This is a genomic window from Clostridium cellulovorans 743B (assembly GCF_000145275.1).
Classification (GTDB): Bacteria; Bacillota; Clostridia; order Clostridiales; family Clostridiaceae; genus Clostridium_K; species Clostridium_K cellulovorans.
In genome coordinates, this window is sequence record NC_014393.1 from 3,226,663 (window position 1) to 3,246,683 (window position 20,021).

The following is a 20,021-nucleotide window of genomic DNA, read 5'->3' on the forward strand; positions in this document are numbered from 1 at the left end:
CGTCAAATATATGTTTGTCAGTGGACTTCATTTAGTAATTACAAAAAAAGCCATCGGTGTCGAAGATATGGTCAAGTTCGTCATTGGTCATAGTATGAGACACTTTATCGCGGATGGAGCTTTTGGACATATCCAAACGTTTAAGCTTATTCTTACCAGCAGCATCCTTGCTCATTCGAATTAGCTGAATTCGACCTACACCTGGATTCTGTCTTGCATATTCTGCAAATCCCTTTGCTTTACCAAGATTATCCTTAAAATCAGGATTATGCGGCTCAAGAAGATCGATAACATATCCCAGACGATCATCTTTTCTAACAACAATAAAATCTGGAAATGTTGGCTTTGTTTCTCCATCGATTTCATATGGGATACAAAGTGCCCATGAAGCTCTGGATGGATTGCGAATCCAACATACAAAATCGTCTCTTCTTTCTTCTTCCTCAATTACACCGGCTTCCCAGGTGTTTAGTTTTAACTTAGCCATTCCTGTAGTGTTATTAACAAACAGATGATTCATATATTTCTTTCCGCCATCTTCGTGTGGAACTTGGATGGTTTCCGGCAAGCGGAAATTGTGCTTACTTACGACATCGCCATCAGAAACAATATTATCATACTGTCTACGGATTTTGTCTGAGTCGACAGTTGCAATGTATCTGCGATAATCGTCATTTAAACCATGGAATCGCTTTTGTGCATAGTTGTGTAACCTGTTCATACACTCGTCGTCTGCAACAAACAAAATAACATCTACTTTGAAAGCACTTGGATTATTAATATCCATGTATTTGTTTCCATATACCATACCAATTCCTTCATTGCCCAGCTTAACATTAGCAACTCTAAATTGTCTATCTATATCAGTATCTGTTGTAGTAAACAGATCATGCACTGAGTAGTTGTCTACAGTTTCTCCAAATGCATCAAAAATCTGTGTTGCTAGCTTAAATTCCTTAACCTGAAGTACAAGGTCATCGTAGGCACCTTGCATTTTCAAGTTTTCTACATAGTCATGTATCATTTGAGCAATTTCTGATTGAACTTCTCGAATAGCCTCACGATGTAAACCGGACATTGTAAGCAGATGCGCCATTTTATACAACGAGTTCAGGTAGTTGCTAATACGAACAGCTCTGATTGTATAGGACAGTAACCCCGCATCATTTATGAATTTCATTATAGCTTCGCGATCGAATAAATCTTCTGGGATATCCTCCTGATCAACTTCGTCTGCCATTGCAGCCTCCGTAATTGTATTAGGGTTCTCGGTTTTAGCTTTTGGTGAACCAATCTGACTATGGTCATCTGTTTTCTGTGGCTCTGATGCCGGTTGCGCGCTTTGATTATGTTCCTGCATATCACAAGCAAAAGAACTAGTTTCATTCGCAACATCACCTATACCAGAAGTTGTTTCAACAGCACTCTTGTCATACTGGATATCCACAGCAGGAGTTTCATTAACCTGTCCACTAAACATATTCATCGTCAATTGACCAGGAACAGGAGCATTTTCCTTTTTCTTTCTCGGTTTGACAGTTAATGTTTCAAATCTCTTACTCGTTATAGATTCACCATAGATATCCGTTGGAATATTTCCGCCTTCTGCACTTTGCAAAGCTTCGACAACATCCTTAACAGTGCTTTCGTTGAAGTATGGCAAATAAAGATGCACATCATTCAAAACATCATCAACTTGAATATGCATCTGCATAGGAGTTCTTACCATCCGTCCAAGTATCTGAGCGATATATGTGGCATCATTTGCGTGCTTGAATGACATCATGGTTTCTGCACGAGGGCAATCCCATCCTGTGGATAAATTCTCTTTAAAGAACACAACTCGGATATTTCTGTCGTCTGAAATACGCGAAGGCTCTTCATAGCGCACTTCAATTCCGTTTATTGGTATGGAAGCGTTTGTTTGACCAAAGGTATGTACAACTTGTCCTGTTTTAAATCGGAAACCTATTCGTTCTTCAATTTTCTGCAGGCAGTCATCTAAATCCGTATCCGATATTTTATTTCCGCTACCATTCAATACTTGTATTACAAAAATCGGATTTACATAAGCATAATGCTGCTCGTAGCAATACTGATGCCAGTGGTCCCATTTTTCCTTCCAGTCATCTGCAGCAGCCTGTAAAATAGCCATGTCCCTATTCACAGAGCCTTCTTCCGGATAAGTTATAACAATTCGTTCCTTCAGTAGTCCGGATGCTCGCACCTCATCTGCCGAAACAACAGATTTGTGGATGGTAGAAGATGTCCCTTCAACCAACGTATTAAATCGCTGTGTCGTAGCAGACATTCCAATTACCACCGGCACAGATGGAATTTTGTCCTCATCACTGCCTTTGATAAATTTTTGCATAATGGTAGTCGCTTTTCCGGCCTCACTGCCTTGCATACCGCGATGAGCTTCATCAATGATGAAGTAGAGGCGATCACTTTTCTCATGGACAGTATTAGCCAAAGTCTCCCAAATGTTATAGGTTCTTCCGTCACCATTTTTTGTAAGATTAGATGTCTTTGAGAGTTTTTGTGTATTCAGAAAATAGATATGCCCATCTTCAAAGAATTCTTTATCGAAAGAGTCCTCAGTGACAGTCACACACTGGCCAAGACGAATTTTATCTGCCTTGGAATCTATCTTCAATTTTGACTGTTCATTAAGCTGTGGCGAATCGGATAGCCAGATTACCACAGCATTTTGCTGCTCTGAATAATTCTCATCACCAAAGAAAATACTTTCAATCAGCGAAGCCATAATAATTGTTTTTCCTGCACCTGTAGGCGCAGTAAAGGAAACTACCTGTGGTGCATGTGTCCTATGGTAGCTGCCTAGTGCCTCTGCTGTCTTCATACGAATATCAGCAAGGGCACTTTTTTGGAATGGAAATAATTCTACTTTCATGGTTACCTCCCTATATTGATACGGAAATTATCTAAATAGTCTCTGTAAAGCTGATAGCAGTCCTTATTTTCGTATGTGCGAATCATCTCTCGATAGGCACTTTCAGAGTCTGTCACAATAAAAACAGTTTTAATTTCCGGATATCCCGTCAACTTAGCGTCGAATTCTGAATAGTAAATTTCATCAATTAAGACTGCCAGCTCGTTTTGAGGCAGAATTAACATACCAGGTAAATCCCCAGTATCCAACACCGGACATTTCCCAACAGCGCCGCCCTTCATCCAGAGAACAGGGATGAGCTCCTTAAATTGTCTACCAAGAGCAATTGATGTTTTATCAAGAAAACTCAGTTTAAAGAATGCTGCATTTGTTAGAAAACCATCGCTCATTTTAACCCCTGTTAATTCTGGATAAACTTGTGTTTTTTTCTTTAAAAATACTGTTTTCATTTTGTTTTTGCCGTTGTCATCAAGTATACTAACTTTTTCACTATAGAACTCTTCCTTAGTTATTTCATAGCTACCTTGGAGTTTCTTGCCATTTACGTCTACACCTTTAATACTACAAACCGTTCTTGGCCATGTAACATATCGCGCTATCCCATATCTTTCCCAAGAATCTTCTCCGGGATGTTTACCTTCTTCCTCCAAGTTTTTTGCTTCTGCTTCCGACACTTCATTGTTTGTTACCATAATACATCTTCGGTGTCCATCGTCCATTTCATTGAGCAAATTTACTGCGTGCAATGTTGTTCCTGATCCTGCAAAAAAATCGACCACTAATGCTTGAGGTTTCCCAGACAAATAAATACGCAGCGCATCTAATACACTATACAAAGATTTTGGGAAAGAAAACCTTTTTTCTCCAAGCATTTTACCAATTAATTTTGTTCCATATGCGTTAGCATCATAGTGCGTTTCCTTCCAAGCTGTCGGCTTCTGATGCTCGCTTCCATTAGGAAGCGTAATTATTTTTGTTCCATCTTCGTTTACTCCTGAAACATTGTATTCGCCAGATAGAGCCTTTTTTATACTCGGCATTGTTACGTATGCGAAATTATAAGGTTGATATTTATTTTTTCCTTTTGAAACTCTAACACATCCATTCTCTATGGCGTATTTTAGACTTTCTCCAGTAAGTCCCCAGTTCATATGTTTCCCATCTTCTCTGATTGGAAATACTGCAACAGCACCATCTATTTTTTTTGCGTCAGATAAGGGTTGCTCTGGAGAAAGCGCCGAACCAATTTCCACAATTCTTTCTGTTTTTATATTTACATATATCGGATAAAACTGCTGTGTACCACCTTTTGTAGTGCCACGTGCCGATTCCACATCACTACGTCTTAAATATGGCCATCTAATTTCTTCTGCTGAATCATTATTTCTATCTGGAATTGTGGTTGCACTTCCCATATAAACAAGAATAAGATATTCATCTACTTGAGACAATCTACCTACTCTTGCTTTTCCTTTGGGGTTAATAAACATATCAACTATTTGTAAATTGCATTCAGAAAATATTGATTCAATCAGAACTCTTAGATGACATAATTCAATATCGTCGATTGTAATCATTAAAATGGAATCATCCGGATTTAATAATTTCTTTGCTAATTTTAAACGTTTTTCCATCATGGAAAGCCACTTACTATGTCGATACGCATCGGAACTATCAACATAATCATTATTGTACTTCCAATCTCTCGCCCCAGTGTTATATGGAGGGTCTATATATACAATCAACTTTCCCGGTATAAAGATATTCAAGAAGTTGAAGGGCGTGGTAATTATCTGCTTCAATCAACGTATGCCACAAGTTACTATCCGGAGCATTTTCAACATAATCCATTAGCTTCAATGTCGGATAAATAGGTTCTCCAAACTCAGCAATTACGACTAACTCATTCAATAAAATGGTTTTCTTTTCATGGGTCTCTCTATGGTCGCACAGGGCTTCTGCGCCATCAATCTTTATCACGACGTAAAAGTCGTTTACCTTGCCGTTCTTCAAAGAGACCTTTGATCCTACACGAATAGGAACATCGTATAGCGTAGTACACTCTGGCAGATGGTCTTCGAATACCAATCCAAATTTCTTCTGCTTTACTAATTTATTCGTTTCCTTCAGAATTCGATCCCTAAGTGCAGGATCTTCAATCTGCTGGATTAAGTCTTGTAATAATGCCACAGCGTTCACCTCATTCTTCAGTAATTGTCTTGTCTTTTATATGATATCGAATACCACGTTCTTCGCAGAAATGTATCACTTCTGCTGCTTGTTGGTTATAGAAAACTTTATGGCCTTTGTAGGCATTGGCTTCCTTACTGTAATTTGTACGACCAAAAATAATCTTATCCACAAAAGCGACAGCCTCCAGTAGACCGTATAAATCCTGCTCTAGCATATTTGGTGTAGGATATGGCTCCATACTTATCCAAGTGTTGCATCCGGCGTCGTGAAGTGCACGCAAAGCAGATAAACGTTCTTTGTAAGGTGCTGCACCAGGCTCCATCTTTTCTCTATACGTTTCATCCAAGGATATCAAAGTAATACCATATTCATTTTCTTTGGGTAACTGCGCTAATTCCATCGGTAGTACACCTTTTGTTAACACAGAACACTTTATGCCTGAATTGTTTAATTTTTGAATTGATGCAATTCCCATACGGCTCACTTCATCATATCCATACATGAATGGATCTGTTGTAAAACAAAGCTGAACAGATTTAATTTTATCCTTTAATCGGGGAATTTCTTTGTCTAACAATTCTAGTGTGTTTTTAACCAGCTTCGGTTTACACCATTCCCCATAGGATTTAACCACGCCAAATCTTTTTTTCATTGTGTACGCATAACAAGGATATTTACATCCATGCGAACATCCCAACACAAAATTAATTGTGTAATCTCCGTACTCTACGCCTGTTTTATAGAGCATAGTCTTTCGTTGTATATATTCCTCTATCTCAGGCATTTTATCCTCTCCTATCTGCGAAAGATACTGTATTCGTTGATACTTTCGCATCGTAGTCTTTCTTTAGTATTCTTTTAATTTCAGTTTTATACCCATATGAAGGGAACACCGGGTGTGCATCAAGAAGGGCCCAAATATCTTCTAATGGAATATCTTCTCGTCCTTTGAAATTCTCTTGAACATAAGACGCGATATTGTGCAGATTGTAGCAATATTCATCAACAATAGTACTACAACACCCTTCATTAAAAAAATCTAATACTAACTGTTCTTCGTTTCCATGCCTATTTTTTGATGATGACTTATCACCAAAAGTTTTCCAGGCTGTTGACTTAAACAGTTTAAATCCCGCCTCATGACTAGTACAATGAACAAGGTCGTAAACCATCGCATTTTTTGTATTAAAAAATGGAAATGTTGCTACGTGATATTTTCTTCTCGAAGACCCTTTCATAAGGTTTATAATTTCCAGTAGTCGTTTTTCGTAGGATGCCTTATCATTTCCATAAGGAACTAATTCTGAGATGTCACTGACCCGGTATGTATTTTCATATTTCTTTTTCTTATTATCACGTTTGACCTGCGGGATAGCACGAATAGAATCTGAAATCATATGATTAATTAACACTTCACCCCAATGTCTAAAAAATGGTAAAAGTGCATCCCAATCAATAGAGGCATCGTATGGATCATATAGCAAAAAGAAATGCATGTGGCTATTTTGATTTAATTGCGGTCCTATCCATTTAAGTAGTTCATTGCCTTCATAAACGGTCGTAACAACTTGAAAATTTCTTTCGTTGGATGGAAGGTGTTTTTTCAGCTCTTCTATTTTTGCCTCGATGTAATCATTTAAATACAATTGCACCTGTTTTTCTGGATATCTCCTAGCTACATCTAACAAAGCCTTTGCTACACGTATAGGTGTACCATAAACAATTTCTTTATTATTATTTTTATATACTCCACTGTTGCACATGCAATCAATAAATACAAGGCCGGTACAACTTTCGGTTAACATTAATTTCTGTGCCCATGATTTTATGTAGGTCTCAATCAATTCAAACTTCTTGACCGTATGTGGATGTGCATCACTGATTATCTTTGAATTATTACTACTAGCCATATCCCCACCTCATCCTTCTGTAGAATCATTCTCTCCCGGAATCAACTCAACAATGTCTCCAATGTCACATTCCAAGGCCTTACATACTTTTATTAATACTTCCATGCTCACATTTTCGCCTTTAGAAAGTTTTGTAACAGAAGCCCAGCTGATTGCTGCATCAGCCTGTAAATCTTTCTTTTTCATCTCTTTATCTATTAGGATTTTCCATAATTTTTTATAACTTACTTCCACATTTGTCACCTCTCTGTTTTATAAAAAGACACAATAATCCAAATTACCGTTACTGTTACCAGTATAGCACAAGAACTCATTAACCTTAATTGTAAAATGAAAATCCATGCTATTAGGCTTGTTTCTAGTAGGATTAATATAGTTTGTATTGATAAAGGGTGTATAGATTTTTCCTTTACAAATAGTAATGCTAGAAGACTAATCAATGTTAATGGTTGGTCTTCTTTTGTTTGATGATTGAAATAGTTTAACATGATTGCTATCCTTGTTATGCTGGTGGCGGATAAGGAGATAATCATGTCTAAATATTTAACTTACGAAGAACGCCTTGATATTCAGGCGTGTTTAAAAGAAAATCTTTCTTTTGGAGCAATTGGCAAGATAGTTAAGAAAGATCGTACTACTATCGCCAAGGAGATAAAAAAGCATGCAACTGAAATAAAAACTGGATACAGTGGGTGGCCATACAATACCTGTAAACGCCGCTCAAGCTGCAAACTAAAACGTATATGCAAAAAAGAAGAGTGTACTCATCCTTCAGCACAGTACTGTAAGATTTGTCGCAACTGCAATGATCTTTGTTCAGAGTTTGAAGAAGAAATCTGTTCAAGTAGTTTTAAACCACCTTATGTTTGTAATGGGTGTGGACAGCTTAACAGATGTACTCTTAAAAAAATGATGTATTATGCAGATGATGCCCAGACCGCCTTTGAAGAAAACATATCAGATGCAAGGAGTGGAATTCTCTCAAGTGAAGCGGAGCTTGCAAGACTGAATACTTTGATTTCACCACTGATTAAACAAGGTCAATCGATACACCAGATATATATCGATCATATAAATGAGCTCATGTGTAGTGAAAAGACACTCTATAACTACATAGATGCATGCCTCTTTGATGTACGAAACATTGACTTACCACGCAAGGTAAAATATCGACCACGCTACAAGAAATCAGAATTCAAAGTTGATAAAGGATGCCGTATAGGCCGGAATTACAAAGATTTTCAAGCCTTTATGGAAAAGAATCCAGAGCTTTCTATTGTACAAATGGATTCCGTTATAGGAAGCAAAGGTGGAAATGTCCTATTAACCATTCACTTTGTGAATACTAGTCTTATGTTGGCGTTCGTGCGTGATTCAAATACCTCACAGTCGGTTATTGATGTTTTTGAACATATTTATCAGGTAATAGGAAAAACAGAGTTTAAGAATTTGTTTCCAGTCATCCTTACGGATAATGGCAGTGAGTTCTCCAATCCGAAAGCCATTGAATTTGGACCTGATGGACTTAGAAGAACTTATGTGTTTTATTGTGATCCAAGCAGCCCTTATCAAAAGGTCTCCATAGAGGTAAATCATGAGTTAGTTCGAAGAATTCTCCCTAAAGGGACTACTTTTGAGCTTTTAGACCAAAAAGACATATGTCTTATGATGAACCATATAAATTCATACAAAAGAAAAAAGCTGAACAACAGGAGTCCATTCCAGGCGTTCAGCTTTTACTATGGAGAAGATTTACTACACAGGTTAGATTGTTTCTCAGTAGCAGCTGAGGAAATCATTCTAAAACCAGCACTTCTCAAAAAATAACATATAAATAAGTAGTGGCTACCGGCAAACCTTACCTTATATATGACTACAGCAGGGGTGGATTTTCCGATTACAAAAAATCGACCGAAGATCGACCTTCTATTTGGCATGCACTTTTTTAAATGTCAGTAAGATAATTATAGCAAAATTCCTGAAAAAACAGTATGTTAACCGGGATTTTGGATTACAAAATTGGATATTTGTTTTCAAAATGGGACTTTCGCTTACAAAAGGAGAACTTCATTTTCAAAATGGGATTCTTGGGCTACAAATGGGAAACTCGTGTTACAATTCACCAAGAACTCATTAAATATAAGAGACATTCTTCACAAATACAAGAATTCACTTTCAAAATGGTTGAAAAAACTTCACCTTCCTGATATAATATGTAATTTTAAACTCAATAGTAATACAAAATCTATTACCATAATATTAGAAACTTAAATTTATTTTTCTAACAAAAAAGATATCAACTACTTAGTCAATATCTTTTCGAGGTTTTCATGGTAGAGACGAGGGAAGTAAAATCTTTCTGTTTCCTCACCCTGTCTTCCGAAACATATACATTTTATCCCAAACTACAACCCCAGTATTCTCAATACTTCTAACTGTGTTTCCTTTGTAGCCTTACTACCGTCTCCACGTGGGGCGTATGAGGGAACATATCCTTAACCCTTACCTTATCAACCCTATAACCAGCAGCCTCAAGTTCCTTCAAGTTAACCACCAAAGACTCAGGATTACAAGAAACATAGACAATATTCTTAGCATCAAAGTCTATAACATATTTCATAGCAGCACTACTTACACCAGCTCTTGGAGGATCTAGAATAATAGTATCAGGCTTTTCTTTTATTGTTTTAATAGTTTCTGCAACATCACCTGCGATAAATTTGCAGTTTGTAAGACCATTAAGCTCAGCATTTATCTCTGCTGCCTTAACAGCTTCTTCTATAAGTTCAAGACCGATAACCTTTTTGGCCTTTGGAGCGACGATTTGGCCAATAGTTCCAGTACCACAATAAAGATCAAAAACAACCTTATCATCACTTTCGCCAATATATTCTTTAACTATTGAATAAAGTTTTTCTGCTCCCTTTGAATTAGTTTGGAAAAATGATAAAGGCGATATTTTAAAGTTTAAACCTAAAAGATTTTCTGTTATATAATCCTGTCCATATAAAACTTTCAACTCGTCTATTTTCACAGCATCAGAAAAACTATCATTTATAGTATGAAGAATTCCTTTGATTTTGTTTTCTAATGGAAGCTTTAAAAGTCTTTCCTTAAGTTCTATAAAATCTTCATTTAGCTGGGAAGTTGTTACTACATTTATCATAAGTTCTCTAGTGTTTTTCCCTTGTCTTATGATAAGATTTCTCATAAAACCTTCTCTGCTCATGACTCTATATTTAGGAAAACCTTTTTCTTTTACATATTCCAAAGTTTCCTTTAGGATCGTTCTATAATCTTCTTCTACAAGGTAACATTGATCAACTGTCAAAATTCCAAAACTCATTCCTCTTGCATGAAGTCCTAAAGTTATTTCTCCACCCTTTTCCATGTCTCCAAAGGTAAATTCCATTTTGTTTCTGTAATGAAACATCTCTGGGCTTCCTTCTATTCCTTCAAATTCAAAGCCCGTTATATTCTTTTTCTCAAATAACTTTAGCACTTGATTCTTCTTGAATTCTAGTTGCTTTTCATAGTCAAGATATTGATGTGTACAGCCTCCACAACCTTGATAAAAATGTGGACATGGTGCTTGTACTTTGTAATTAGCATCCTCGAGGGTTTCTAATATCCTTGCTTCCATGTGTCCTTTTTTTCTTCTATTCTCTATAACAAGTAACTTTTGTCCTGGCAATGCATTCTTTATGTAAACTTCTTCTTCATTTTTAAGTCCTACTCCATAGCCTGGAAAAGCTGTATCTGTTATCTCTATTTCAAATGGTTTCTTTTTTCTTCCCATAAGTATCTCCCTTATCGTTGAATAATTACAAATCTATGATTTAATAGTTTTTTGATGTTTAATAATCTATAATATTATCTTATATGTTGGTATAAATGTAAACCATAAAACGCCTTTTTTCTGATTTTGTCTTGCGGTGGTGGATTTCTAATGATGCTTCAGCAATATAGTAGTGCTATATAACCTTAGTTACAAATAAACAATAGTTTGGATATTCTGTTTATTTCAAAGAAAAATCTTAAGGACATGTTGTCTCATACGCCACATGTTGAGTGTATGAGTAGAAATGAAATATAATTAATTGAAAATTGTTTAACTGTAGTATACAATCAAAGTAAAATCCAAAATGCTCAAAAACAACTGTTGAAAGTATAAAAAATTTATAAGATTATGAACGATCATAGAATATTTCTATAAGTGAATATGCTTATTGTTTTCACAGAAAGACATCATTTATTGAATAGAATTTCTATTTAAATAAACTTGTAAATAGATAAATTCAGGCCGAACAAAAAAATGCTAAGAAGATGAGGACTAGTTATGTATACGAAGCAAGATTTAAAAAATATGATAAAAGAAATGGGTATAGATTCTACAGATACCGTGTTTATTCATTCATCCATGAAATCAATTGGTGAAGTTTTAGGTGGTGCCAATACAGTACTTGATTCATTCATGGAATATTTAGTGAACGGTTTATTAATTATTCCTACACATACTTGGAAGAGTATGTCTGAGTCTCATAATGAGTATGACCCAAGTAAAGAGCCATCTTGCGTTGGGATATTAACCAATTTATTTATGAAAAAAGAGGGCGTTATTCGTTCGTTGCATCCAACACATAGTGTAGCTGCCTATGGTAACGATAGTATAGAATATGTAAAAGGGGAAGAAGATGTAGCAACGCCTTGCGCAGTCGGTGGATGCTATGACCGTTTAAGAGAAAGAAATGCTAAAATCCTTTTATTAGGAGTAAACCATATTCGTAACACATTTATTCATTGTGTGGAAGAGATTTTACAGGTACCAAATCGTTTTACAGAAAAACCTGTACTATTTAAAATTGTAATGCCAGATGGAAGCTTAAAAGAAAGCCATGTATATCGCCATTACAATAAAACTACGGCTCATATATCAGAGGCATATACTAAATTGGAGCAGGCATTCTATGATAATAATGTAGCAAAGCAAGTTAAGTTTGGAGATGCTGTTTGCATTTTATGTGATGCAAATGGTATTTTCGAAGTTACAAAAAAGGTGTTATCTCATCAGATCAATTGCCTGATGGAATTAGATGAAATTCCAAAAGAATGGTGGCTATAGCTAAACCTTCACATAAAATCTATTCTAAAATAATAATTTATGAGGTTTATTGATATGTTTCCGAGAACGGACAAGTTCAAATGACATTCATTCTGTCCTCTCGAGCCATGTGGAAACAATTGCAAAACTAGAGTGTAAATAGCTTTATATCAAAGGCTTTAAAGTAAATATTAAAGTGTATTTCAGCCTCCCTCAAACTAAAAATTTGGGGGATTTTACTTTAATGGGAGATACTTTTACGCAGAACTAGATCTACTTGCCTTAAGATATAGGTTTTGCGTATTTACTTATAGAAAAAGTATAATGAATTTTCTATGAGTTCATTATATAAGTTGGGTTAACTGATATTTATTATCAACTAACTTGATGATATTAAATTATTAACATATAATATATATAAGTTCCAATACTGTTTCTACATTAAATCCTTATACTATTTATGAAATCAATGTAGCTTTTTAATGGGAACTTATATAAATACACTTAATTCTGTTTTTTGAAAAGAAATTATCTTGAAGGAGATGATAATATGTTTGAAAACTTAAGCGCTATACAGCTTGCTCTTTTAGGTGGATTATTCACCTGGGCAATGACTGCTTTAGGCTCAGCAATGGTTTTTTTCTTTAAAGAGATAAAACCTAAAACTTTAAATTTGATGCTTGGTATTGCCAGTGGTATTATGATTGCGGCTTCCTTTTGGTCTTTACTATTACCAGCTCTAGAACTTAGCAACCATTATCGTTTTCCTTGGTTTCCGGTTGTGTTAGGTTTTGGACTAGGCGGTGCCTTTCTGTATTTAACTGATAAAATAGTTCCACATATTCACAGACTTGAAGACAAACCTGAAGGTCCTCCAAGTAGCTTAAAACGTAGTATACTTTTAGTTGTTGCTATAACAATGCATAATATTCCTGAAGGCTTATCCTTCGGTGTAGCATTTGGTAATGCAACATATCAAAATCTTTCTATAGCAAGTGCTGCTGTTTTAGCTCTTGGTATTGGATTACAAAACTTTCCTGAAGGTGCTGCTGTATCCATCCCTTTAAGGCGTGATGGTATGTCTAGATATAAAGCTTTTATGTACGGTCAAGCTTCTGGTATTGTAGAACCTTTAGCAGCTGTTTTCGGAGCTGCTTTGGCTCTTTGGATATCACCACTTTTACCTTATGCTTTAGCTTTTGCTGCTGGTGCTATGATTTATGTAGTAGTTGAAGAATTAATTCCTGAGTCACAAACTGACTCGCATCTATATGGTCATTCTGCCACCTTTGGAGCAATGCTAGGTTTTATGATAATGACTTTCTTAGATATCGCTCTTGGATAAATAAATTAAAAAGCTTAAAGTTTAATTATCAATATGAATTTTGCATAAAAATAAAAAAACCCTAGATATCTTGGGTTTTTTTATTTTTATGTACGTACCAATATAATTATATAGTATAAAAATTTAGGTTTATCGAAACTTTATCACTATATGTAGGTTACCTATAATGAAAATTTCCACAATGCTACTTAAAACTTTATAACTACATTAAGATTCCAGTTAAAAAATCTAAAACTATAGAATAGCTTCTCCTAAAGTCTTGCCGTTTTTAACACATCTGCATATTGTATAGTAGCAAAGTGCTGAAACAACAAGTAAAATAGCAACTACACCGTATTCTTTATTTGCAACTATTTTATATCCAAGCCCTTTTAAAACAGGTTTAGATACAAGGAATATTAACATTGCAATAGCAGTAGTTATTATCGTATCGATTACAGAAACACCTAAAGCACTTATAAATGATCTTGACTTAAAAGAATCTACCTTTTTAACTTCTTCAACCTTTGGTGACTCAGCTTTAACATCTTCAATTGCTTCTGTTTCTTCAACTACTTTAGTTTCTTCAACTTCTACGTTTTCAGCCTCTGATATAATTTCTTCTTTTTCATTATTTTGTTCTAACATATAACAAAAACACCTCCATTTCTACTTACAATATAATTATGCCTTATATCTTGTAACAAGTAAATAGCCTAAAAACAAGAAATTAGCCTAAATGTTGAACTTTTAGGCTAATTTTCTATATATAATTATGTATCTTTTCAAATTTTGTAAATTATCTTCTTAATATTATAATACTGGATTTCAGAATCGTAACTTATTTACAAACTCTTAATTTTTCTAAATAATACTTTTCTAATAATATCCGTTCCTTTATATGTATATTAATTATTTATATGTCAACAATTATTATATAAAGGGGGTGTAACCTTTGATTTTTTATTTCGCAAAAAAATTATTATTAGAAATATTGTTTGGTGGTTTCATCATATTTTTACTTAGTTTTTTAAATAAAAAGCTAGATAAATATATCAATTGCCTTAATGATGATATTTCAAAAGTTAGAACAACACGGCAAATATTACTTTTATATGGAGCCTCTTCATTATATGAATCCAGGTTAGCTACTTTAGATAGGAATAATTTTATTCTCTGGTGTGAAAAATATCTTTCTGCTTTAGGTTATAAAAATATACTTCTTCTTGATGATAATCCTTTAATTGACTTATGCTGTATAAAATCTGGCATAAAATATTATGTAAAGTGCAAAAATTTCAATATAGAAGAAACAGAAAAATCTTTTTCAATAGATCTTGTTCACGAACTTATATGCGAAATGGTCAAAGATAAAATTTCTTGTGGTATTCTATTAACTCCTTATTCAATAGATCCTAAAACAAAAGAATTACTAGATAATTATAATAAAAACCTCTCCATTATTATTGAAGATAAAGAAAGGCTATTGTCTAACTGCTTAGACTATAGGATAAAGGTCTAAGAAAAATGCTTAATTTGATATTTATATCAATAGTAGTACTATTTGTGCTAGTTCTTATAACAAAATTTTATGAAATCTATAAACTATATAAAGAAAAACTCCAAGAAGAATTCAACCTCAAGAATGGCATTATATCTTTAGAAGATATTAAATCACTTAAAGATGAAGAATTTGTAGATTGGGGAAAAAGTGTACTTCTATCCCTTAATTATGAGAAAATAACCTTCATTGATGATAAATATATTTTAGGTTCCTACCTTACAGCTATAAAAGATGATATAAACTATATTGTATTTCTAAATCAAATACTTAGTGTTAATATAATAGCAAAACTTATAAGTTCTTCACTTGTTCTAAATAACAAAAACCTTATATTAATTACCAGTGACAATTTATCAGAACAAATAAGTGATTATATAAATACCATTCCTTTAAATCTTAACTTTCAAATAATTGATGGAGAAAAACTCGTTACACTCCTCTCTACTATAAGAAAAAAAGAATTGAGTCTTCTAGAAGACTTTTCCTCCTAATATTTTTGATATTTATACTAATTAGAATAGTTTTATACGTTAAAAGTAAATAAGAGTCTAATGATTTCTTACATCTATATACCCATAAATAAAAATAAATGAGCCAAACATCAATATGGCTCATTTATCTCTTAATTTGTTTTTAAGAAAGCATCTACAGCGTTTGCTATAGCTACTGCTTTTTTGTTTTGTTCTAGAGGGTTTGCACATTTTGCTGCTTCAGCAGGATTAGAAATAAATCCTAACTCTACTAATACAGAAGTCATATTTGTATTTCTTGTTACATATAAGTTACTATCTGTTATTCCTCTATTTAAATAGCCTGTAGCTGCCATAGCATCAACAATTTTTTGAGCTATAACTTTACTATTTTTTGCTGGCAATGAAGGTGTTGTATCAAAAGTATCATCTCCAATGTCTACAAGTCCAGAAGTATCAATATTCGGTCTCCATGAACTGTAGAATACGTCAACACCGGAAGCTGACGAAGCTATACTAGCATTATGGTGAAGACTTATAAATAAATCAGCATTTATGCTATTAGCTGCATTTACTCTAGCCTTCAAACTATCATATAATGAAAGGGTTGATCTCTCACTGGCTTCTCTTGTAAGAATAACTTTGTATCCTTTCGCTTCAAGGATAGCTTTAAGTTTTACAGAAAAGTCCATGTTTAATTGTGTTTCAGAATAATATATACCATTTAGAGTATACGCTGCTCCATAGTCACCACCATAATTGTGACCTGGATCAAGTACTATAGTCTTCGAGAATCCATTATATACTCTTACTGTATTCACCACACAATCCCAATCATTACCGTATGCCTTTACTTCGATAATATTGCTTCCTCGTGCTAAAGAAGTGGAAGGGATAGTCATTTGATATCCACTGCTATTACCTGCTGGGTAACCTGGATATACCGCATTTACATCTGGTCTACTAATACCAAGAGTTGCGTTTCCTAATAATGCTCCATTTAGGTATACCTCTACTTTTTGAATTCCTGAGGAATTCAACGCCCAACCACCAACTAAAATATTTTGTCCTAAAACGTTGCTATTATTAGTTGGACTGTCAATTGCTAATCTTGCTACTGGCTTTATCATTGTTATTTTTTTTGATGCACTGACGATTGCTCCATTATATGCTACAGCTCTCACAACTATATCGTTGCTTCCTTCTGATATCAAATTTTTTGATAACTTAAGGCTATATCCACTATTATCAATGTTTACTAGTTCTGAATATTCCTTAAAGGCCGCTGCTACATCTGGTCTAGCAACTGATGTTGTTGTTGTTGCAACAACTCTATCATTTACTAAAACTTCTATTTTATCTATTCCATAAGTATGGATTGCCCAACCTCTTACAGTTACATCTGAGTCATTAGAAGTTAAATTATTTATAGGATCATCGATAAATAGTTGCCCTTTACTAATAACAGTATTAGTAACTAGAATTGGAACAGACGCCTGTATGACAGTTCCATCCTTGCTTACACTTTTAACTATAATATCTTTTCTTCCGTTTTGAAGTAAATTACTATCTATAGTAAAAGTAAAACCTGATTTAGCACCATCTATATATCCAGGATATACATTATTTACATCAGTTCTCGTTTGTCCAATTTTAGCATTATAGGTTTTATTATCGATAATTACTTTAACTTCCTTCACACCAGCATTATGGAGACTCCATCCTGCTATTGTGACATTTCTCTTATCATAACTTGTCCCGTTTTTTGGCGTATCAATACATATTCTTGATTCCTTAACATTAAGAACTTTGCTTATAACATCAGTATTTCCAATAGAATCTGTTACTAAAAGAGTAAGGTTGACATTACCTTCATTTAAGTAATTACTATCAATATTATAGGAAAATCCTGAAACAGCTCCGTTACTATAACCCGGGAATGCCGCATCTACATCTGGTCTAATTATATTTGTAGTTGTTTGTCCAATCTGTTTTCCATCGATTAGAACATTTATTTGCTTAACACCAGCATTTTGTAGCGCCCACCCAGTTAACTGAACATCCGATTTTGATATTCTTGCGTCTCCTGTTGGTGTATCAATACTATATTTAAATCCAGTATTTTTTGAAATTACTGAAACGTTTTTTCTGTCAATTAAACCATCGTTACTTACAGCTTCAACAGTTATTTTTCTATTTCCTGCAACTATACTAGTATTTTTAATGGTATATGAAAAACCACTTTTCTCTGATCCAGTATATTGTGGAAAAACTGCATTAACATCTGGTCTTGGTTGCCCAATAATTGCTTGTCCAATTTTCTTGTCATCTACAAGGATATTAACTACCTTTATGCCACTTGAGCTTATAGCCCATCCCCTAACAATAACATCTCCATTTAAAGTACTATCCTGAACAGGCTCATCTACAGTAGTTTTAATACTTTTTCCAGAATAATTCACTTTAACAGATTGATCTGTAACAGTTCCATCATTGCCGACAGCTCTTACTGTTACATTTCTATTCCCTAACTGTAGGACATCAAAACCAATTGTGTAACTGTATCCTGATTTATCTCCATTAGGATATCCAGGAAATGCTTTATTAACATCTGGTCTTAAAATGTTTGTAGCTGTCTTTGCTACATAAATTCCATCAACAAATATATCTACTTCTTTTACCCCTGAGGAATTTAATGCCCAACCAGCAATAGTTATTCCTTGAGAATTAACAGTTTGCCCACTTTGGGGTATATCTATGCAGATTCTCCCAGGAAGTGAAACTAGTGCACTTGTCTTAAAGGTATAACCAAAGGTGAATAGTACCATTAATACACAAAACAATAATACTTTGTATTTTTTGTTTGTTTTCAAAGTTCCTCCTTTCTATGTGCTTACCCCTACAAAACAGATTATAGCATAATTTTATTTATAATTCACCATGAAATTTAAAATTAAATTAAAATTTTATTGGAATAAAAATTTTAATACAACTTTTATCATACTTTTACATTTTTCTTTATATCGACAAATTTCTTTTAGACAATAGGAAAAGGGCCATGATTAAATCATGGCTCCCATAATATCTAAATCTACTTTTTCTGCACATTCGCGGCCTTCTTTAATAGCCCAAACAACAAGGCTTTGGCCTCTTCTAACGTCACCACAGCTATAAACTTTTGGAACGCTAGTTGCAAAATCCATATATTCAGCTTTTACATTTCCACGGTTATCCTTTTCTACATTGAACTTTTCAATAAGGCTTTCTTCTGCCCCAACAAAGCCCATAGCAAGAAGAACTAAATCAGCTTTAATGACTTGTTCACTTCCTGGGATTTCCTTTGGAATTACAGCTCCGTTTTCATTTTTTACCCACTCTACTTTAACAATAAGAGCTTCTTTTACGTTGCCATTTTCATCACCAATAAACTTCTTAACAGATGTACAATACTCTCTTGGATCTTTTCCATAAGCATCGATGAATTCATCTTGGCCATAGTCAGTTTTTAAAACTTTTGGATATTGAGGCCAAGGATTGTTTTCAGCTCTTTTCTCTGGTGCCTTACCCATTATTTCCAGTTGAACCAATGATTTAGCTCCATGTCTTAATGACGTTGCAATACAGTCTGTTCCTGTATCACCACCACCGATAACTACTACATTAAGATCCTTTGCAGATATATAGTTATTATCAGCAAGTTCACTATCTAATAAGCTTTTAGTTGTAGCTTTTAGGAAATCCACTGCAAAATGAATACCTTTAAGATCTCTTCCTTCAACAATTAAATCTCTTGGTTTTGTAGCACCACAAGCTAAAACTACAGCATCATATTCAGACATGAATTTATCTATATCTTCAGTTTTAGTTATATCATGATTTAATGAGAATTTAACACCCTCAGCTTCTAAAAATTCAACTCTTCTTGCTACGATTTGCTTATCAAGCTTCATGTTTGGAATTCCATACATTAATAATCCGCCTGGTCTATCAGCTCTTTCAATAATTGTAACATCGTGACCTTTTCTGTTTAACATATCTCCACAAGCAAGACCTGCAGGACCTGCGCCTATAACGGCAACCCTTTTTCCAGTTCTTTCTTTTGGTGGGTTTGGTTTTATATATCCTTCAGCAAAAGCATTTTCTATTATAGATAATTCATTTTCTTTAATAGTTACTGGCTCTCCATGAAGTCCATCTGTACATGCGCCTTCACAAGGGGCAGGGCAAACCCTGCCTGTGAATTCTGGAAAATTATTTGTCTTAAGCAATCTGTCTACAGCTGTTTTCCACATACCTTTGTATATTAAATCATTCCACTCAGGAATAAGATTATTTACCGGACATCCTGAAGCAGCGTTTGCCATCATTCCCCCATATTGGCAGAATGGAACCCCGCAATCCATACATCTACTTGCTTGGATTTGTTGATCTTCTTTTGAAAGAGGAGTTGTAAATTCTTTATAATTTTTTATTCTTATACTTGGTTTTAACTTAGTACCTGTAATACGTTTGTATTCTAGAAATCCTGTTGCTTTTCCCATT

General features: G+C 34.4%; 16 protein-coding genes. 6 read left to right on the forward strand and 10 right to left on the reverse strand.

Going from position 1 to position 20,021, the window contains the following annotated elements; translation table 11 throughout:
• Nucleotides 1-31: 31 nt before the first annotated feature.
• From CLOCEL_RS13245 to CLOCEL_RS13265, 6 genes are read right to left on the reverse strand one after another with little or no spacing between them, the layout of a single operon-like run.
• Nucleotides 32-2,917: a DEAD/DEAH box helicase gene (locus CLOCEL_RS13245; RefSeq protein WP_010075631.1), complete on the reverse strand. Its 2,886-nt coding sequence runs from the start codon at nucleotides 2,915-2,917 to the stop codon at nucleotides 32-34.
• A gap of 2 nt (nucleotides 2,918-2,919) precedes the next feature.
• A complete protein-coding gene (locus tag CLOCEL_RS13250) occupies nucleotides 2,920-4,719 on the reverse strand; it encodes a DNA methyltransferase (RefSeq protein ID WP_341271449.1) in 1,800 nt (599 codons plus the stop codon).
• Nucleotides 4,634-5,107 (reverse strand): hypothetical protein, encoded by a 474-nt coding sequence (locus CLOCEL_RS22845; protein ID WP_198283740.1) that lies wholly within the window; start codon nucleotides 5,105-5,107, stop codon nucleotides 4,634-4,636. Before CLOCEL_RS22845 ends, CLOCEL_RS13250 begins: the two co-directional genes overlap by 86 nt.
• 10 nt (nucleotides 5,108-5,117) lie before the next feature.
• Nucleotides 5,118-5,894 (reverse strand): radical SAM protein, encoded by a 777-nt coding sequence (locus CLOCEL_RS13255; protein ID WP_010075632.1) that lies wholly within the window; start codon nucleotides 5,892-5,894, stop codon nucleotides 5,118-5,120.
• Nucleotide 5,895: 1 nt separating this feature from the next.
• Complete coding sequence (tcmP, locus tag CLOCEL_RS13260) at nucleotides 5,896-7,020, reverse strand: three-Cys-motif partner protein TcmP (protein WP_010075633.1); 1,125 nt, start codon at nucleotides 7,018-7,020, stop codon at nucleotides 5,896-5,898.
• 9 nt (nucleotides 7,021-7,029) lie between these two features.
• Nucleotides 7,030-7,254, reverse strand: a complete 225-nt coding sequence (locus CLOCEL_RS13265) for a helix-turn-helix domain-containing protein (RefSeq protein WP_010075634.1) — start codon at nucleotides 7,252-7,254, stop codon at nucleotides 7,030-7,032.
• A gap of 96 nt (nucleotides 7,255-7,350) precedes the next feature.
• Here CLOCEL_RS13265 and CLOCEL_RS23260 point away from each other — a divergent pair, with 96 nt between their 5' ends.
• Both CLOCEL_RS23260 and CLOCEL_RS13275 read left to right on the forward strand, forming a co-directional pair.
• On the forward strand, nucleotides 7,351-7,488 hold the full coding sequence (locus CLOCEL_RS23260) for a hypothetical protein (RefSeq protein WP_198283741.1): 138 nt from the start codon (nucleotides 7,351-7,353) through the stop codon (nucleotides 7,486-7,488).
• 63 nt (nucleotides 7,489-7,551) lie between these two features.
• On the forward strand, nucleotides 7,552-8,847 hold the full coding sequence (locus tag CLOCEL_RS13275) for an IS30 family transposase (protein WP_013291782.1): 1,296 nt from the start codon (nucleotides 7,552-7,554) through the stop codon (nucleotides 8,845-8,847).
• A 604-nt stretch (nucleotides 8,848-9,451) separates the two neighbouring features.
• On the opposite strand, the gene rlmD is transcribed toward CLOCEL_RS13275, so the two are convergent.
• Complete coding sequence (gene rlmD, locus CLOCEL_RS13280; RefSeq protein WP_010074472.1) at nucleotides 9,452-10,819, reverse strand: 23S rRNA (uracil(1939)-C(5))-methyltransferase RlmD; 1,368 nt, start codon at nucleotides 10,817-10,819, stop codon at nucleotides 9,452-9,454.
• Between the two features lie 540 nt (nucleotides 10,820-11,359).
• Between rlmD and CLOCEL_RS13285 the strand changes: the two genes are divergently transcribed.
• Nucleotides 11,360-12,142, forward strand: coding sequence for an AAC(3) family N-acetyltransferase (locus CLOCEL_RS13285; RefSeq protein WP_010074473.1), 783 nt, complete (start codon nucleotides 11,360-11,362; stop codon nucleotides 12,140-12,142).
• 529 nt (nucleotides 12,143-12,671) lie between these two features.
• The gene (locus tag CLOCEL_RS13290) at nucleotides 12,672-13,466 is read left to right on the forward strand and encodes a ZIP family metal transporter (protein ID WP_010074474.1); all 795 of its coding nucleotides are present in this window, start codon (nucleotides 12,672-12,674) and stop codon (nucleotides 13,464-13,466) included.
• 234 nt (nucleotides 13,467-13,700) lie between these two features.
• Here the strand turns inward: CLOCEL_RS13290 and CLOCEL_RS13295 are convergent, their stop codons facing one another.
• Nucleotides 13,701-14,093 carry an RDD family protein gene (locus tag CLOCEL_RS13295; protein ID WP_010074475.1) on the reverse strand — a complete coding sequence of 131 codons (393 nt, stop codon included), beginning with the start codon at nucleotides 14,091-14,093 and terminating at the stop codon, nucleotides 13,701-13,703.
• Between the two features lie 307 nt (nucleotides 14,094-14,400).
• Between CLOCEL_RS13295 and CLOCEL_RS13300 the strand changes: the two genes are divergently transcribed.
• The gene (locus tag CLOCEL_RS13300) at nucleotides 14,401-14,967 is read left to right on the forward strand and encodes a restriction endonuclease (protein WP_010074476.1); all 567 of its coding nucleotides are present in this window, start codon (nucleotides 14,401-14,403) and stop codon (nucleotides 14,965-14,967) included.
• A 5-nt stretch (nucleotides 14,968-14,972) separates the two neighbouring features.
• Nucleotides 14,973-15,500 (forward strand): hypothetical protein, encoded by a 528-nt coding sequence (locus CLOCEL_RS13305; RefSeq protein WP_010074477.1) that lies wholly within the window; start codon nucleotides 14,973-14,975, stop codon nucleotides 15,498-15,500.
• 131 nt (nucleotides 15,501-15,631) lie between these two features.
• Here the strand turns inward: CLOCEL_RS13305 and CLOCEL_RS13310 are convergent, their stop codons facing one another.
• Nucleotides 15,632-18,352: an N-acetylmuramoyl-L-alanine amidase gene (locus CLOCEL_RS13310; RefSeq protein WP_013291783.1), complete on the reverse strand. Its 2,721-nt coding sequence runs from the start codon at nucleotides 18,350-18,352 to the stop codon at nucleotides 15,632-15,634.
• Nucleotides 18,353-18,541: 189 nt separating this feature from the next.
• Entirely contained in the window at nucleotides 18,542-20,020 is a 1,479-nt protein-coding gene (locus tag CLOCEL_RS13315; protein ID WP_010074480.1) for a glutamate synthase subunit beta, read from the reverse strand.
• Nucleotide 20,021 lies beyond the last annotated feature (1 nt).

Excerpts from the sequence above, each read along its gene's own strand:
- CLOCEL_RS13245 (WP_010075631.1), bottom strand. The coding sequence starts at position 2,917 with ATGAAAGTAGAATTATTTCCATTCCAAAAAAGTGCCCTTGCTGATATT.
- CLOCEL_RS13255 (WP_010075632.1), bottom strand. The coding sequence starts at position 5,894 with ATGCCTGAGATAGAGGAATATATACAACGAAAGACTATGCTCTATAAA.
- tcmP (WP_010075633.1), bottom strand. The coding sequence starts at position 7,020 with ATGGCTAGTAGTAATAATTCAAAGATAATCAGTGATGCACATCCACAT.
- CLOCEL_RS23260 (WP_198283741.1), top strand. The coding sequence starts at position 7,351 with ATGAAAATCCATGCTATTAGGCTTGTTTCTAGTAGGATTAATATAGTT.
- CLOCEL_RS13275 (WP_013291782.1), top strand. The coding sequence starts at position 7,552 with ATGTCTAAATATTTAACTTACGAAGAACGCCTTGATATTCAGGCGTGT.
- rlmD (WP_010074472.1), bottom strand. The coding sequence starts at position 10,819 with ATGGGAAGAAAAAAGAAACCATTTGAAATAGAGATAACAGATACAGCT.
- CLOCEL_RS13285 (WP_010074473.1), top strand. The coding sequence starts at position 11,360 with ATGTATACGAAGCAAGATTTAAAAAATATGATAAAAGAAATGGGTATA.
- CLOCEL_RS13290 (WP_010074474.1), top strand. The coding sequence starts at position 12,672 with ATGTTTGAAAACTTAAGCGCTATACAGCTTGCTCTTTTAGGTGGATTA.
- CLOCEL_RS13295 (WP_010074475.1), bottom strand. The coding sequence starts at position 14,093 with ATGTTAGAACAAAATAATGAAAAAGAAGAAATTATATCAGAGGCTGAA.
- CLOCEL_RS13305 (WP_010074477.1), top strand. The coding sequence starts at position 14,973 with ATGCTTAATTTGATATTTATATCAATAGTAGTACTATTTGTGCTAGTT.
- CLOCEL_RS13315 (WP_010074480.1), bottom strand. The coding sequence starts at position 20,020 with ATGGGAAAAGCAACAGGATTTCTAGAATACAAACGTATTACAGGTACT.